Origin of the sequence: Intestinimonas sp. RTP31139st1_F5_RTP31139_211217, from assembly GCF_040226735.1 — a bacterium.
In the GTDB taxonomy this organism is placed as follows: Bacteria; Bacillota; Clostridia; order Oscillospirales; family Oscillospiraceae; genus Intestinimonas; species Intestinimonas butyriciproducens.
Genome location: NZ_JBCOAQ010000015.1, coordinates 1 through 15,168, shown reverse-complemented (window position 1 = coordinate 15,168; position 15,168 = coordinate 1). Strand labels below are relative to the sequence as shown.

Genomic DNA, 15,168 nt, shown 5'->3' with positions numbered 1-15,168 from the left:
AGAAAATTTAGCTTAGGAGGAACGAACTTATGTCTCTCATTCAGGTAGCCCGGTACAGCGACGTCAAGTACGATTTCAAGGACGGCTATGCCCGCGTGCCCGTGCTGGAGGGGGCCTTTGATCAGGCCCGCTTCGCCCACTGTGCGCTCCAGCCCGGCCACTCCATCACCCCCGACGTATACTCCGTCACCGAGCACAATCAGCTCTTCATCTTCACCAAGGGCAAGGGCTATGTCACCACGCCCCGCGAGGCCTGGAACGTGACCGAGCCCGGCGTGTTCGTCCCCGAGTTCGACACCGAGCGCTTCACCATTATCTGCTCCGCCGACAGCAAGCAACCCTTGGAATTCCTGCACATCATCACCGAGCTCAACGGGTATGACAAGACCTGTCTGGTGGAGTCCCGCATGGTGCTGCCCCGGTTCCGTACCATCAGCCAGGGCTGGACCTACGACGAGGATTTCAAGGATAACTCCGTCACCACCTCCATGATGCTGCTGGAGCATCGCAATCTGGGCCGCCTGTCTATGGGCTGCGTCAAGGGCTGCGGCCCCATCGAGATCGGTCAGCATATCCACAACGAGCTGGCCCAGTGGTACTTCCCCCTGCCCGGCTCGGAGTTCATTTATACCGCCGGCGGCGAGGAAGTGCACATGACCGGCGGCGACCTGTCCTTCACCCCCACCGGCTTCTGGCACGGCAGCAAGGTCGAGGCTGGCAAGAAGTGCGACTACATCTGGTTCGAGATGTGCATCGACGGGTATCCCGGAGAGATCAAATAAGGTCCACCGAAAGGAACGCCTACCTGATCGTTCATACACAACAATTCACTGTAAAGGGGAATTTACCATGGCTCTGGTCAAGATTTCAAGAGGTACTGATATCCAGCACAAGTATACCGACGGCGTGTCCCGCGTGAGCGTCCTGGAGGGCGCCTACAAGGACGCCACCGTGGAGCGGGTGTCCCTCCAGCCCGGCGCGGACTTCACCCCGGAGACCTATACCCGGGAGCAGCACAATCAGGTCTTCCTGGTGACCGCGGGCAAGGGCTACATCGTCACCCCCCGCCGCGTGTTCAACATCAAGGAGGTCTCCGTGTTTGTGCCCGACTTTGATAAGGAGACCTTCACCTTCCACTGCGCTGCCGACGCCAAGGAGACGATGGAGATCGTCCACTTCGTCACCGAGCTCAACGACTATGACAAGACCTGCCTCCGTGAGGCGCATATGAGCCTGCCCCGTTTCCGCGGCGTGTCCGAGGCGTGGCATTATAAGGAGGACTTCACCGGCGCCGACATCCAGCAGATGATGATGCTGGAGCACCGCAACCTGGGCCGCCTGTCCATGGGCGCCAACTTCGGCACCGGCCCCAACTACATCGGCCAGCACATCCACAACGAGCTGGAGCAGTGGTACATTATGCTGCCCGGCGCCTCCTTCACCTACACCGCCGAGGAGGAAAAGATCCACGTCCAGGGCGGCGACATCACCTATACCCCCCACGGCTCCCACCACGGCAGCGAGTGCGCCGACGGCGAGAAGTTCGCCTATGTGTGGTTCGAGCTGTGCGAGAACGGCTACCCCGGCGAGATCAAGTAAGAGATGGCGGTCAGCACGCGGCTGCTGGGCTCCAACGGCCAGTACAGCCGCTACCCTCTGGCATTCTTCCTGGACGAGATGAGGCGGCTGGGGCTGCGCAGTCTGGACTTTGTTCCACAGGTCCCCCATTTCTTCTGCGGATACCGGGACCATGACGACCCCGCGGGACTGAAGGCGGCGCTGGCGCGGGCAGGGCTTCGCGTGGCGGTCCTGACGCCGCCGTCCTACCGCTGTTCCATCACCGCTCCGGCGGGGGAACAGCGGGCGGCCACCCTGGGCTATTACAAAAGCTGTATCCAACTGGCCGCCGAACTGGGGTGCGACCGGCTGGTGCTGGACGCGGCCGGCGCCTGCTGGGACCTGAAGGTCGAACAGCTCCGGGAGCACGCCGCCGACACCCTCTGCATCCTGTGTGATGCGGCGGAGGCCGCGGGTGTGGGCCTGCTGCTGGCCCCGGCCATGGGGGCGGAGACCCCTCTCATCGCCGAGGCCCCCGTCCTCAACACTGCGCGGGAGCTGGAGGCCATGCTCCACCGGCTCCGCCGTCCCGGCTTGGGCGTGTGTCTGGATACCAATGTCATGAGCGCCTGCGGCGATACCATTCCGGACTGGTTCGACCGGTTGGGGGACCGGACGGGGCTGGTGCGGCTGTGCGACGGCAATTACCACGGCTGGCGGGCTTGGGGCGAAGGAGTACTTCCCATGGAGCGGTACCTGTGCCAGCTGAATGAGGTGGGCTATGGGGGGGAGATCTCCCTGCGCCTGCCCGGTGAGTGGTATTTGGAGCGGCCCTCTTATCCGGACGAGCGGGCCCTGGCGGCCCTGTGCGGGGAGGTGTAGCCATGGCGGGCATCAAACGAGGACAACTGGTCAACATGAACCAGCATTACCGCCGCTTCTCTCTAGACTACTTTCTGGACTGCCAGCAGCGCCTGGGCGTAGAGCAGATCGAGCTCTGGTGCGGCGCGGCCCACTTCTGGCTGGATCATGAGGGATTCGGCGATGTCAATGCGCTCCGTGCCAAGCTCTCCGCGCACAATGTCCGGGTGGTGTCCGTCACGGCGCCCAGCATAGCCTATCAATATCAGTATGCCTCCCAGGAGCCGGAACTTCTGGAGCGGTCCTTCCGGTACTTCTCCAACGCCATCCATCTGGCGGCCGAGCTGGGCGCGGACCGGGTCGTGGTCAACTCCGGCTGGGGTTACTGCGGGGAGGATGAGGCCGCCATGTGGGGCCGATGCCGGGATCACTTGGGCCGGCTGTGCCTGGCGGCCGGGCGGGAGGGTATCCTGCTGGTGATGGAGTCCCTCCGCCAGGACGAGAGCAATCTGGTCTACAGTCTGGAGCGGGCCCGCCGCATGTATGAGGAGATCCACCATCCCAATCTGAAAATGATGGTGGACAACATTGCCACCGGCGCGGCGGGGGAGACCCTGGAGGACTGGTTTCAGGCATTTGGGGACGATCTGATCCACATGCACTTCCTGGACGGCGACCCCTGGCTCCACAATGTGTGGGGTGACGGAAACACCGCCCTGGCACGGCAGATCCAGACCCTGAACGACCACCATTTCACCGGATATCTGGTGCAGGAGGTGGCGGACGAGCACTATTTTACCGACCCCTATGCCGCGGACCGGAGAAACTTTCGGGTCCTGGAGCGGTTCCTCCAGGACTAGGGCCTGTTTGAAAACGGGCGGCACACCCCAACGCCGGGCCCGCCCCCATGGTTCCAACAGGCCCTGGAGATCCGTATTTCTCAGCGCGGCGCGCTGAAAAATAAATTATAATGAAAAGGAAAAGGTGAAGCAGTCATGAAAGCAAAGAAGATCCTTACCGGCGCCCTGTCTCTTGCGATGATCGTCTCTCTGGCCGCCTGCGGCGGCGGCAGCAGCGCCACGCCCACGCCCGGGACCGAGGCGCCCGAGACCACTACGCCCGTCACGGCCGCTCCCGAGGGAGACGGCTCCCTCCAGCGCGTGCTGGACGCGGGCAAGCTGTCCATCGGCGCCGAAGGCAACTGGATCCCCTACGTGTACAACGAGGACGGCACCGGAGAGCTCACCGGCTTCGAGGTGGAGATCGCCAAGGAGATCGCCTCCCGCCTGGGCGTGGAGGCCGAGTTCCAGATCTCCGACAGTTGGGACCCCGTCCTGGCCGGCCTGGATGCAGCCCGCTATGACATCGTGATCTGCGGTGTGAACCCCAACCCCGAGCGCCAGGAGAAATACGCCGTCACCGCCTCCTACGCGGAGAACCCCTACTGCCTGGTGGTCAACGGCGACAACGATGAGATCACCTCCTTTGAGGACCTCGACGGCAAGCTGTGCATCAACTCTCCCTCCTCCGCCGCGGGCAAGATCGCCCAGAGCTTCGGCGCCACCACTGCCGACGGTGATCTGACCGCCGCAATGGAGCAGCTGAACACCGGTCGCGCCGACGGCACCATCAACAACGTGGCCGCCGTGGACGAGTATATGAAGAGCCGTCCCGAGGTCAACGTGAAGATCGCCGCGATCTATGAGCCCGCCGAAGGCGAGGAGTACATGATCGAGTCCGCCGGTATGCTCCGCAAAGAGGATCAGGAACTGTGCGACAAGATCTCCGAGATCATCCAGGAGATGATCGACGACGGCACCTGCTATGACCTGACCGTGAAGTACTTTGGCCAGACCGTGGCCGACAGCACCAGCATCTACAAGAAGTAAGTCAAGCATTGACCGGGGCGCCGCCCTTGGGCGGCGCCCCCTTTTCTCGAAAAACAAGGAGGCGGGCTGCCATGGAAAACATTCAATTGCTGGTCGATTCCTTCTGGCCCATGTTCAAAGCGGGCCTGTTGATCTCTGTCCCGCTGATGCTGGTCTCGTTTGTCGTGGGCCTGGTATTGGCATTCGTCCTGGCGCTGATGCGCATGTCCAAGATCGCACCCTTCAAGGCAATCGCCTGGTTTGTGGTTTGGGTGATCCGCGGCACCCCCCTGCTGGTCCAGATTTATGTGATCTATTTTGGACTGCCCTCTGTGGGGCTTGTGCTGGATCCCATCCCATCCGCTATCCTGGCGCTGGTCATCAGCCAGGGCGCCTACAATTCCGAAGTCATCCGCGCCGCCTTGGGCTCCATCCCCAAAGGACAGTTTGAGGCATGCAGGGCCCTGGGACTGAACAAGCTCCAGACAATGGCCCAGGTGGTCATCCCGCAGGCGGCCCTGGTGGCCGTACCATCTCTCGGCAACTCCTTCATCAGCCTGCTGAAGGACACCTCCCTGGTCTCCTCCATCACGGTGGCGGAGATCCTCATGACGGCCAAGTCCATCATCGCCGTCAAATTCCAGCCCCTGCTGCTCTACTGCGAGGCCGCTCTTGTCTACCTGATTTTCAGCACCGTGCTCACTCAGCTCCAGGGAATGCTGGAAAAGAAGCTGGGCAAGCATCTGGTGGACACCAGAGTCTGACGGAAAGGGTAACGATCTGCTATGTTGCATTTGAATATTCAGGGACTGAAGGACCGCTCCGCCTGGGAAGCCGCCGGCATTGCGCTGCCGCGGTACGATGTGGAGGCCATGAAGGCCCGGACGCTGCAAAGGCCCTCCTGGGTCCACTTCGGCGCGGGCAATATCTTTCGGGGCTTTCTGGCCGCGGCCCAACAGACCCTTTTGAACGCCGGGGTCACCGATACCGGCATTTTGGCGGCCGAATCCTTCGACTTCCAGATCATCGACAAAGTATACGAGCCCTATGACGAGCTGAGCCTGCTGGTGCGCATGCATGCCGACGGCTTCTACGACAAGGAGGTTGTGGCCAGCGTGGCGGGCGGATACAAGGCCGACTGCGCGGGGCCTGACTGGGCACGGCTGGTGCAGGTGTTCCAGAATCCCAGCCTCCAGCTGGCCAGCTTTACCATCACGGAGAAGGGGTATGCGCTGACCGATCTGGCGGGCGAGACGCTCCCCGCGGCCCGGCAGGATTTTGCCGCCGGGCCGGACGCCCCGCGGCACACCATGTCCATTGCGGCGGCGCTCCTCTACCGCCGCTTCCAGGCGGGGGGACACCCCATCGCCATGGTGAGCATGGACAACTGCGCGCAGAACGGGAAAAAGCTCCGGGAGGGCGTGTTTGCCGCCGCAGAGGCATGGGAGCGGGCGGGACTGGTCCCCGCCGCCTTCCTGGCATGGCTCTCCGACGAGAAAAAGGTCACCTTCCCCTGGTCTATGATCGATAAGATCACCCCTCACCCCTCCGAGCAGGTCAAAAAGGCCCTGGAGGACCTGGGGCTGCAGGATATGACCATTTCCAGGACCAACACCGGTACGCTGATCGCCCCCTTTGTCAACGCCGAGACCACAGAATACCTGGTGCTGGAGGACGCCTTCCCCAATGGACGCCCTCCCCTGGAGCGGGCGGGGGTCTACTTTACCGACCGTGCCACGGTGGAAAAGGCCGAGAAGATGAAGGTGGGCACCTGCCTCAATCCCCTGCACACCGCCCTGGCCGTGTATGGGTGCCTGCTGGGCTACACCACCATCGCCGCGGAGATGGCCGACCCGGACCTGAGGGCTCTGGTGGAGCACATCGCCGCCGAAGGTCTCCCCGTGGTGGAGGACCCGGGCCTCCTCAGTCCCCGAAAGTTCATCGACGAGGTGCTGCACCAGCGTTTTCCCAACCCCGCCATCCCGGATACGCCCCAACGTATCGCCGCGGACACCTCCCAGAAGCTGCCCGTCCGGTACGGCGGCACGCTTCAGCGCTATACCCAGCGCACCGATCTGGCGGTCTCCGCGCTGGAATATATCCCGCTGGTCTTCGCGGGGTGGTGCCGGTACCTGCTGGGGGTGGACGACGCCCTGCGGGAGATGCCGGTGAGCCCCGATCCCATGGCGCCTGCCCTCCAGGCCCTGTTGGCCGGAGTGAAGGTGGGCACGCCCGAGACCTGTACCGATCAGCTCCGCCCCATCCTCTCCAACGCCGCTATTTTTGGCGTGGACCTGTATCAGGCGGGGCTGGGAGAAAAAACAGAAGCCGCGTTCCGGGCCATGCTGGCGGGCCCCGGCGCGGTCCGTACCACTCTGCGCCGGTATTTGAGTGAGAGAGCATGAGGAGCGATCATCCATGAAGATGACATTTCGCTGGTACGGGAGCCAGATGGACCCCATACCGCTGCGTTATATCAAACAGATCCCCAATATGAGCGGTGTGGTGAGCTCCCTGATGGACATGCCCGCCGGGGCCCTGTGGCCCACCGAGCGCATCCAGGCCCTGAAGCAGGAGGTCAACGACGCGGGGCTGGAGCTGGAGGTCATCGAGAGCGTCAACGTCCATGAGGATATCAAGCTGGGCCTGCCCGGCCGGGACGAGTACATCGACAATTACTGCAAGACCATTGAACGGCTGGGACAGGCGGGCGTGAAGGTCATCTGCTACAATTTCATGCCGGTCTTTGACTGGACCCGTAGCGACCTGTTCAAGCCACGCGCCGACGGGGCCACCGTACTGGCCTATGACCAGGCTGTCATCGACAAGATCACCGATCCCCAGGACTTTGCCGACCGGATCCAGCAGGGGGCGGGCGAGTTCGAGATGGCCGGGTGGGAGCCGGAGCGCATGGCGGAGATCAAGCACCTCTTCGCCCAGTATCAGAGCGTCTCCCATGAGGACCTTTTCCGCAATCTGCGCTATTTCCTGGAGGCCGTTATCCCGGTCTGTGAGCGGTACGACGTCAAAATGGCCATCCATCCGGACGATCCCCCCTGGGATATTTTCGGCCTGCCAAGGATCTGTACCAACCGGGACAATGTGACGCGCATCCTCTCCCTGGTGGACAGTCCCTGCAACGGCCTGACGCTGTGCTCCGGCTCCATGGGCTCCAATCCCTGCAACGATATCCCCGCCATGGTGCGGGAATTCGGGAGCCGGGGGCGCATCCACTTCGGCCATGTGCGCAACATCAAGTTTACCGGGCCCGGCCAATTTGAGGAGGCGGCGCACTTCTCCGCCGACGGCAGCCTGGACCTGTACGAGATCATGAAGGCCTACTATGACATCGGATTCGAGGGCTATATCCGGCCCGACCACGGACGTATGATCTGGGATGAGCAGGGCCGGGCGGGCTACGGCCTGTACGACCGGGCGCTGGGCGTGGCCTACCTCAGCGGCCTGTGGGAGGCCATTCAAAAGGACCACCGGTAACAGAGAGCACACCGCATTCGTGCGCGTCCCGGCATGCCGGCTGGTTTCGACGCCGGGTGCGGTGTTTTTCGTGTATGAGAGCCCGTATGCACCTCCGTCCCGCGGCATCCAGGCGGGGTTTTCCCGCCATGCTGCAGGGACCCTGCCCGTCTCAGGAATACAGGTTCTAAATTTGCAGAAAAGAAGGTTGAGCGCATGGACCCCATTCTGAAACAAATTTCCAACGTCGGCATTGTGCCCGTGATCGCCATCGACGACGCTAAGAAGGCGGTGCCGCTGGCGAAGGCCCTGGTGGCCGGCGGCCTGCCCGTGGCGGAGGTGACGTTCCGCACCGCCGCAGCGGAGGAGGCAATGCGGGCGATCGTTCGGGAAGTGCCCGAGATGCTGGTGGGCGCGGGCACTGTCCTGACCCATGAGCAGGTGGACCGGGCGCTGGAGGCCGGGGCCAGGTTTATCGTCAGCCCCGGATTCAACCCGGACACCGTGCAGTATGTCCTCTCCAAGGGGGCGCTGATGGTGCCCGGCACCGCCACCCCCGGCGAGATGGAGCAGGCCATGTCTATGGGCCTGGAGGTGGTAAAGTTTTTCCCCGCCGAACAGAACGGGGGCGTGGCCAAGCTGAAGGCCATCGCCGGCCCCTATCGGGCGCTGAAATGGATGCCTACCGGCGGAGTCAACGCAAAGAATCTGATGGATTACCTGTCCTTTGACCAGATCGTGGCCTGCGGGGGCACCTGGATGGTGAAAAAGGAGCTCATCGAGGGAGAAAGGTGGGAGGAGATTACCCGTATGACCCGGGAAGCCGTGCGCACCATGCTGGGGTTCTCCCTGCATCATGTGGGCATCAACTGCGGCAGCGAGGCGGAGGCGGACCGGACGGCCAGGACACTGTGCGCCATATTTGGATTCGAGTATAAGATGGGCAACTCCTCCGTACAGGCGCTGCCTGCGGCAGAGTGCACCAAGACGCCCGGTCCCGGGGCCCACGGCCACATCGCCATCGGCACCAACAGCGTGGACAGGGCGGTCTATCATCTGGGTCTTCAGGGCGTCAAGTGTCTGGAGGAGACCCGAAAGACCGACGGCAAGGGAAAGACCAAGGCCATCTATCTGGACGGAACATTCGGCGGCTTTGCCATTCATCTGGTACAGAAATAAGGAGGCTCTCACTTATGAGCAAGCGTGTGGTAACATTCGGAGAGATCATGCTGCGGCTGGCGCCCAACGGATACTACCGGTTCTTCCAGGACGACCAGCTCCAGGCCACCTTTGGCGGCGGAGAGGCGAATGTGGCGGTATCCCTCGCCAACTACGGTCTGGATGCCGCCTTTGTCACCAAGCTGCCCGCCCATGCCATCGGACAGGGCGCGGTGAACGCGCTGCGGGGGCTGGGGGTGGACACCTCCGGGATCGTCCGCGGCGGGGAGCGCGTGGGCATCTATTTCCTGGAGAAGGGCGCCTCCCAGCGGGGTAGCGTGTGCATCTATGACCGGGCCCACTCGGCCATCCAGGAGGCGCAGCCCTCCGACTTTGACTGGGACGCCATCTTTGAAGGCGCGGACTGGTTCCACTTCACCGGGATCACGCCCGCGCTGGGACCCAACCTGGTGGAAATCTGCAGGCAGGCCTGTGCCGCGGCAAAGAGGCACGGTGTGAAGGTCTCCTGTGACCTGAACTATCGGGGCAAGCTGTGGAGCCGGGAGCAGGCCCGCACGGCGATGACCGAGCTCTGCCGGTATGTGGACGTCTGCATTTCCAACGAGGAGGACGCCAAGGATGTTTTCGGCATCGAGGCGGAAAACACCGACATCTACGGCGGCAAGCTGAACAAAGAGGGATATCAGTCCGTGGCCAAGCAGCTCGCCGACCGGTTCGGCTTTGAGAAGGTGGCCATCACGCTGCGCACCTCCATTTCCGCCAGCGACAACGACTGGGCGGGCATGCTGTATGACGGAAAGGAGTACTGTTTCTCCAAGGAGTACCACCTGCGCATCGTGGACCGGGTGGGCGGCGGCGACAGCTTCGGCGGCGGGCTCATTTACGCGCTGCTCAGCGGGAAGGACAGCCGGGAGGCGATTGAATTCGCGGTGGCGGCATCGGCGCTGAAGCACTCCATCGAGGGGGACTTCAACCGGGTCACGCTGGACGAGGTGGAAAAGCTCGCCGGCGGCGACGGCTCCGGCCGGGTCCAGCGGTAAGCAGTACAGGGCGGGGCCCGGGACCGATGCGGTGTCCCCGGCCCCGCCCTTCTTCTGTGCGCCGCGGCGGGGGCCGGAACATATCATGAAGCGGCGATCCAGCTGTCCCGGAACCTCCTGCAGTACACGACCCTTGTTCCTCTGCAAAATATCGCGGTCCATATCATAGAGGCGCAGACCAGGAGCATTGCGGATATGGAGGCGGCGCTGTGCGGATGCGAAGGAGTAAAAAATACCGGGCAGGAGCTCTGCCTGTATCAGCGCCGTTTTCAGCAGATCACCGGAAGGATGTTCGGGGATATGGAGCGGGCCTGCTCCACAAACGATGTCAACGGGAATTTTATGCGGGAGATGATCCCGCACCACAGGGGCGCGGTGCAGATGTCGGAGAACGCGCTGCGCTTTCCTATCTGCCCGGAACTTCGACCGATCCCTGAAGGCGATCATCGTCTCTCAGCAGGAGGGGATACGGAAGATGGAGCGGCTGCTCTGTCGGCTGTGAGCGCGCCCGGTATAACGAAAGTGCAGGCGGCATACCTGCGCTTTTGCTGTGGCGAACGGCGGCGCGGGGGGATTCCTTCCGGAAAAAAGGCCCTGGAACCAACGGCTCCAGGGCCTTCGGCGCATCAAAAGGCAGGCGGCTGAAACGGGGGCTCCGCGCTGCCAAAGAGGATAAGCCGCCTTGGCGGCGTTTATACACAACGGGAGAGCAGGGCCTCCCATTTTTCATCCACATACCGCTGGGCGGCCTCCAGGGTCCACTCGCTGCCGGGCTGGAAGCAGTGCTTGAATCGCCCCTGCAGACGCATGAACTCGGTGACGGGCAGCTTCCTTTTCGGCTCGTAGCTCAGATGCCATACACCGTCGATGACTTCATAGAGGGGCCACACGCAGGTCTCCACCGCCAGGCGGCACAACTCGGGGAGCAGCTCGGGAGAGTACTGCCAGCCCCGGGGGCAGGGGGACATGATGTTGACAAAGGCGGGGCCGGGGGTATAGATGGCCCGATGGGCCTTTTCATGGAGGTCCTTGAAGTTGGTGAGAAAGGTGGTCTGGGCCACATAGGGGATGTGGTGTGCGGCCATGATCTCCGTAAGGTCCTTCTTGTTCTGCGGCTTGCCGCTGGAGGCGGAGCCGGGCGGGGTGGTGGTGGCGCTGGCAAAGCGGGGGGTGGAGGAGGAGCGCTGGATGCCGGTATTCATATAGGCCTCGTTGTCATAACAGAAATATACCATGTCGTGGCCCCGCTCCATGGCGCCGGAGAGGGACTGGAAGCCGATGTCATATGTGCCTCCGTCGCCGCCGATGGCCAGAAACTTGAAGGAATCTTCGACGCTGCCGCGGCGCTTGAGAAAGCGGTACGCGGCCTCCACACCGCCGCAGGTGGCGGCGGCGTTTTCAAAGGCGGAGTGGATGTAGCTGTCCTCCCAGGCGGTGTAGGGGTAGAGGAAGGAGGACACCTCCAGGCAGCCGGTGGCGTTGCAAATGACCGCCCTGTCCCCTTCGTCCAGGGCGCGGGTCACGGCCCGGCAGACGATGCCCGCCCCGCAGCCGGCGCACAGCCGATGTCCGCCGACAAATCGTTCCGGCTTAGAAAGCTCGAGCTTGTGATTGTACGCCATTGTCAGAGCACCTCCTGTTCACTGCTGCGCTGGCCCATGTGGAGATACCGGGGGCCGGCCTGGCCCCGCTTTCGGCCATCCGGAGCAGGTGGCGGTAGACCCGCTCCACGTCCTCCACCGCACAGTCCCGTCCGCCCAGGCCATAGACTACGTTGGTCATGAGGGGGCGGTTGGGCAGATCGTAGCAGGCGGAGCGCACTTCGGCAAAGAGGGGACCGCCACAGCCGGAATAACCCTCGCTCTTGTCCATGACTGCCACCGCCTTCACATGGGAGAGGGCTTGGGCGATCTCCTCCATGGGGAAGGGGCGGAACACACGCAACTTGAGGAGCCCGGCCTTGACGCCCCGCTCCCGCAGGCGCTGGACACAGGCCTTGGCCGTGCCGGCGGTGGAGCCGATGAGCACCAGCGCCACCTCGGCGTCCTCCATCGCATAGGCCTCGAAGAGGCCGTATTTTCGGCCGAAGGTCCGCGCAAAATCTGCGGCCACCTCCAGCACGGCCCGCTTGGCGTTTTTCATGGCCTCGGCCTGCTGGACCTTATGCTCCATACAGTAGGGACAGGTGTCATAGGGGCCCACGGCCAGGGGATTGCTGTGCTGGAGCAGATGGTGCTCCGGCGTATACTCCCCCACGAAGGCCCGGACCTTCTCGTCCGTCTCCAGCAGGATATTCTCCACCGCGTGGGAGGTGATGAAGCCGTCCTGGCAGACCATGATCGGGAGGCGCACATCCGGGGTTTCGGCGATGCGCATGGCCTGGAGATAGTTGTCATAGGCCTCTTGGTTGTTCTCCGCATAGAGCTGGATCCAGCCGGTGTCCCGCGCACCCATGGAGTCGGAGTGGTCGTTGTTGATGTTGATGGGGCCTGTGAGGGCACGGTTGACGCAGGCGAGGGTGATGGGCAGGCGGGAAGAGGCGGCCACATACAGCATCTCCGTCATGTACGCCAGCCCACAGGACGACGTGGCGGTGACGGCCCGAACGCCGGCGGCCTGGGCTCCGATACAGGTGGACATGGAGGAGTGTTCCGACTCCACGGTGACGTACTCGGTGTCCACCAGGCCGTTGGCCACATACTGGGCGAAGTACTGGGGGATCTCGGTGGAAGGGGTGATGGGGAAGGCGGCAAAGACGCCGGGGTTGATCTGCCGCATGGCGCAGGCAATGGCCTCATTTCCCGACAGGCGGTCGCGGATACTCATCACTTCTCCTCCTTTTCAAAGGCGATGGCGCCGAAGGGGCAGACCTTCCAGCAGATGCCGCAGCCCTTGCAGTGGTCCAGATCAAATGCGCCCCGCTTTCCATTGGAGACGGGGATGGAGGAGTCGGGACAAAAGGGGGCGCACAGCAGGCACTGCTTGCATTTGGCCGGGTCCCAGACCGGCACGTCGGAGCGCCACTCGCCGGTGCGCACTGCCTTTGCGGTGCCGCCCTCGTAGATCTCCCCGCCCGGAGTCATCTCCTGCCAGGGAGTCTGCTCGTTGATTTTGGATGCCTGGAAGTTCATGCGCGCACCTCCTTCATGGATTGGAGCAGGCATTTCATGTTGCCCTCGATGACCTGGGGCTTGGTGGCGAATTTGTGCCGGAAGCTGGCCTCCATATCGGCCGCGAACTGATCCGGCTCCAGCACCCGGCTGACCTGAACGATGGCGGCGAGCATGGGGGTGTTGGGAAAATAGCCGCCCAGGTACTGTTCGGAAAGGCGCCGGGCATCCACGGTGTACACCCTGCCGGAATAACCCCGCAGCAGGGGCCGCAGGGCACCGGGGGCCTTGGGAGAATTGATGAGGACGGCGCCCTCCGGGCTCAGCCCTGCGGTGACATCCACCGAGGAGAGGAGGGACTCGTCCACCACCACCACGTAGTCTGGCTGATAGATGTTGGAGTGGATGGTGCAGGGGACGTCGCTGATGCGGTTATAGGCGGTGATGGGGGCGCCCATGCGCTCGGGGCCGTATTCCGGAAAGCCCTGGACATACTTGCCCGAGGAAAAGGCGGCGTCGGCCAGCAGCAGGCAGGCGGTCTTGGCCCCCTGCCCGCCCCGGCCATGCCAGCGGATCTCGGTCATTTGCTTGCTCATATGTTCCTTCCTCCCTCTGTTCCGGTATGCCCGGCACAGACGAAAAAGATCCCCGCCCCTGTAAAGGGACGAGGATCAAATCACCATCGCTGTACCACCCGTTACTGCATACCGACATATGCGCTTCCTCTAACGGGGAATCCCGGCGGCGCCTACTTCGCGGCAAAGCGGTTCGGGCCGCAACTCCGGAGTGATGTTCCTGCCTGCCCTACTGATACCGGCTTCCCACCTGCCGCCGGCTCTCTGAGATCCTCGGAGAGGCACTACTGTCTCCATCATCATCTTTCATGCGTTAAATTGTTATATATACTGTAGTGGCTGAAAGGACATTTGTCAATGGGTAAAATACACAAAATAGAAAAACTCAGGACCTGCCGGAGATGAGCCAGGGGGCGGGCTCGGTCTGGAAGGTGCCTTTGGCCGTGAGCTTGGACACCGAGAGCTGCACCACCTCGGTCTCCCCGATGCCCAGGCGCTCAAAGAGGGCCGGCAGGGTGGCCGCGCAGCGGAAATCCAGGGTATAGATGAGGAATTCCATATGAGGGTTGCGGCGCAGCAGGCAGGCGAGTTCCTGTTCCATGCTGGCGGAAGCCACCAGGAAGGCCAGTGAGGGGGCGGGCAGGGCGGCCAACGTTTCGTCGTCCACGTGATCGATGATGGAGATGTTGTTGAGGCCGAATTGCCGCACATTCTCCTCCATGGTGGTGCGGTCGCCCTGGCTGTACTCCACCGCGATGACAGTGCCCTCACAGGCGAGGATGGCCGACTCCACCGCGATGGATTCCCCGGAGATGACGCACACCGTATCTCCCTGGGCCAGGTGCATCTTGCTGAGGATGACCGCCCGGATCTCATTGCCCACATAGTGGACGGAGCCCCGGGAGAAACTGGAGTTGCGCATGCCGATCTTATAGGTGGAGCGGGCGTCGGGGTTGAGGATGAGCATACCGGCGGAGGCGTTGATCCCCCGGTTGATCATATCCTTGAGCTTGGAGTGGAGAATGGGACCCGCGGGATCGGAGCCCTCGTTGTACCACACGTCGCATTCTCCCAGGCCCGCGTCCCACATGCGGTAGAAGATATCCGGGTGGCCCGCCTCAGTGAATACCAGCACGGAGGAGTGGGACTCCACTGTGGGGATGAGGTTTTTGTTCTTTCGGGTGATATCCAGCAGCTTTACCTTTTCCAGGTCCACCCTGGTATTCTCGGCAAAATACTGGAGCCAAGCCAAGATATGGGCATTTGTGAACAGATGGTCTTCCATATAAGCATGCCTCCCCTTGTTGTGCGCTCTTCATCAGAGCAAAGCATTTATCCTGATTGTACCACGGATGGCCCGGCCTGTCATCCCCTGACAGGCCGGAAACGGGGAGAGAAAAAGGTCCGGGACCGGCATATGCCGGTCCCGGACCTTTTTTCATGCACCGCAGTGTCCGCCGCAGTCGTGGGACGCGCAGTCTCCGTGGTGCGTGTGATTATGGCC

16 protein-coding genes are annotated in these 15,168 nt (G+C 62.6%); 11 read left to right on the top strand and 5 right to left on the bottom strand.

The window, feature by feature from the left end; translation table 11 throughout:
* The first annotated feature begins 29 nt into the window (after positions 1–29).
* The 11 genes from ABUA09_RS10575 (at position 30) to ABUA09_RS10525 (ending at position 10,624) form a co-directional block, all read left to right on the top strand.
* Complete coding sequence (locus ABUA09_RS10575) at positions 30–782, top strand: cupin domain-containing protein (protein WP_349949354.1); 753 nt, start codon at positions 30–32, stop codon at positions 780–782.
* A 67-nt stretch (positions 783–849) separates the two neighbouring features.
* Positions 850–1,599: a cupin domain-containing protein gene (locus tag ABUA09_RS10570; protein WP_033118474.1), complete on the top strand. Its 750-nt coding sequence runs from the start codon at positions 850–852 to the stop codon at positions 1,597–1,599.
* Between the two features lie 3 nt (positions 1,600–1,602).
* On the top strand, positions 1,603–2,439 hold the full coding sequence (locus ABUA09_RS10565) for a sugar phosphate isomerase/epimerase family protein (protein ID WP_349949353.1): 837 nt from the start codon (positions 1,603–1,605) through the stop codon (positions 2,437–2,439).
* 2 nt (positions 2,440–2,441) lie between these two features.
* Entirely contained in the window at positions 2,442–3,278 is an 837-nt protein-coding gene (locus ABUA09_RS10560; RefSeq protein ID WP_033118472.1) for a sugar phosphate isomerase/epimerase family protein, read from the top strand.
* A 135-nt stretch (positions 3,279–3,413) separates the two neighbouring features.
* A complete protein-coding gene (locus tag ABUA09_RS10555) occupies positions 3,414–4,307 on the top strand; it encodes a transporter substrate-binding domain-containing protein (RefSeq protein ID WP_033118471.1) in 894 nt (297 codons plus the stop codon).
* A gap of 71 nt (positions 4,308–4,378) precedes the next feature.
* Entirely contained in the window at positions 4,379–5,050 is a 672-nt protein-coding gene (locus ABUA09_RS10550) for an amino acid ABC transporter permease (protein WP_033118470.1), read from the top strand.
* Positions 5,051–5,071: 21 nt separating this feature from the next.
* Positions 5,072–6,691, top strand: coding sequence for a mannitol dehydrogenase family protein (locus tag ABUA09_RS10545; RefSeq protein WP_349949352.1), 1,620 nt, complete (start codon positions 5,072–5,074; stop codon positions 6,689–6,691).
* A 13-nt stretch (positions 6,692–6,704) separates the two neighbouring features.
* Positions 6,705–7,781, top strand: coding sequence for a mannonate dehydratase (uxuA, locus tag ABUA09_RS10540; protein WP_033118469.1), 1,077 nt, complete (start codon positions 6,705–6,707; stop codon positions 7,779–7,781).
* A gap of 195 nt (positions 7,782–7,976) precedes the next feature.
* Positions 7,977–8,939, top strand: a complete 963-nt coding sequence (eda, locus tag ABUA09_RS10535) for a bifunctional 4-hydroxy-2-oxoglutarate aldolase/2-dehydro-3-deoxy-phosphogluconate aldolase (protein WP_033118468.1) — start codon at positions 7,977–7,979, stop codon at positions 8,937–8,939.
* A 14-nt stretch (positions 8,940–8,953) separates the two neighbouring features.
* Positions 8,954–9,979 carry a PfkB family carbohydrate kinase gene (locus tag ABUA09_RS10530; protein WP_279203870.1) on the top strand — a complete coding sequence of 342 codons (1,026 nt, stop codon included), beginning with the start codon at positions 8,954–8,956 and terminating at the stop codon, positions 9,977–9,979.
* Positions 9,980–10,033: 54 nt separating this feature from the next.
* Complete coding sequence (locus tag ABUA09_RS10525) at positions 10,034–10,624, top strand: DUF305 domain-containing protein (protein WP_338135501.1); 591 nt, start codon at positions 10,034–10,036, stop codon at positions 10,622–10,624.
* Positions 10,625–10,671: 47 nt separating this feature from the next.
* Here ABUA09_RS10525 and ABUA09_RS10520 read toward each other — a convergent pair whose 3' ends face one another.
* From ABUA09_RS10520 to ABUA09_RS10500, 5 genes are all read right to left on the bottom strand, one after another.
* Entirely contained in the window at positions 10,672–11,601 is a 930-nt protein-coding gene (locus ABUA09_RS10520; RefSeq protein WP_033118466.1) for a thiamine pyrophosphate-dependent enzyme, read from the bottom strand.
* Complete coding sequence (gene porA / locus ABUA09_RS10515) at positions 11,570–12,805, bottom strand: pyruvate ferredoxin oxidoreductase (protein WP_349949351.1); 1,236 nt, start codon at positions 12,803–12,805, stop codon at positions 11,570–11,572. Before porA ends, ABUA09_RS10520 begins: the two co-directional genes overlap by 32 nt.
* Positions 12,805–13,110 (bottom strand): 4Fe-4S binding protein, encoded by a 306-nt coding sequence (locus ABUA09_RS10510; protein ID WP_033118464.1) that lies wholly within the window; start codon positions 13,108–13,110, stop codon positions 12,805–12,807. The genes porA and ABUA09_RS10510 overlap by 1 nt, the downstream gene beginning before the upstream one ends.
* Complete coding sequence (locus tag ABUA09_RS10505; RefSeq protein WP_195607692.1) at positions 13,107–13,685, bottom strand: 2-oxoacid:acceptor oxidoreductase subunit gamma family protein; 579 nt, start codon at positions 13,683–13,685, stop codon at positions 13,107–13,109. The genes ABUA09_RS10510 and ABUA09_RS10505 overlap by 4 nt, the downstream gene beginning before the upstream one ends.
* Positions 13,686–14,049: 364 nt before the next feature.
* Positions 14,050–14,949: a precorrin-6B methylase gene (locus ABUA09_RS10500; protein WP_033118462.1), complete on the bottom strand. Its 900-nt coding sequence runs from the start codon at positions 14,947–14,949 to the stop codon at positions 14,050–14,052.
* Between the last annotated feature and the right edge of the window lie 219 nt (positions 14,950–15,168).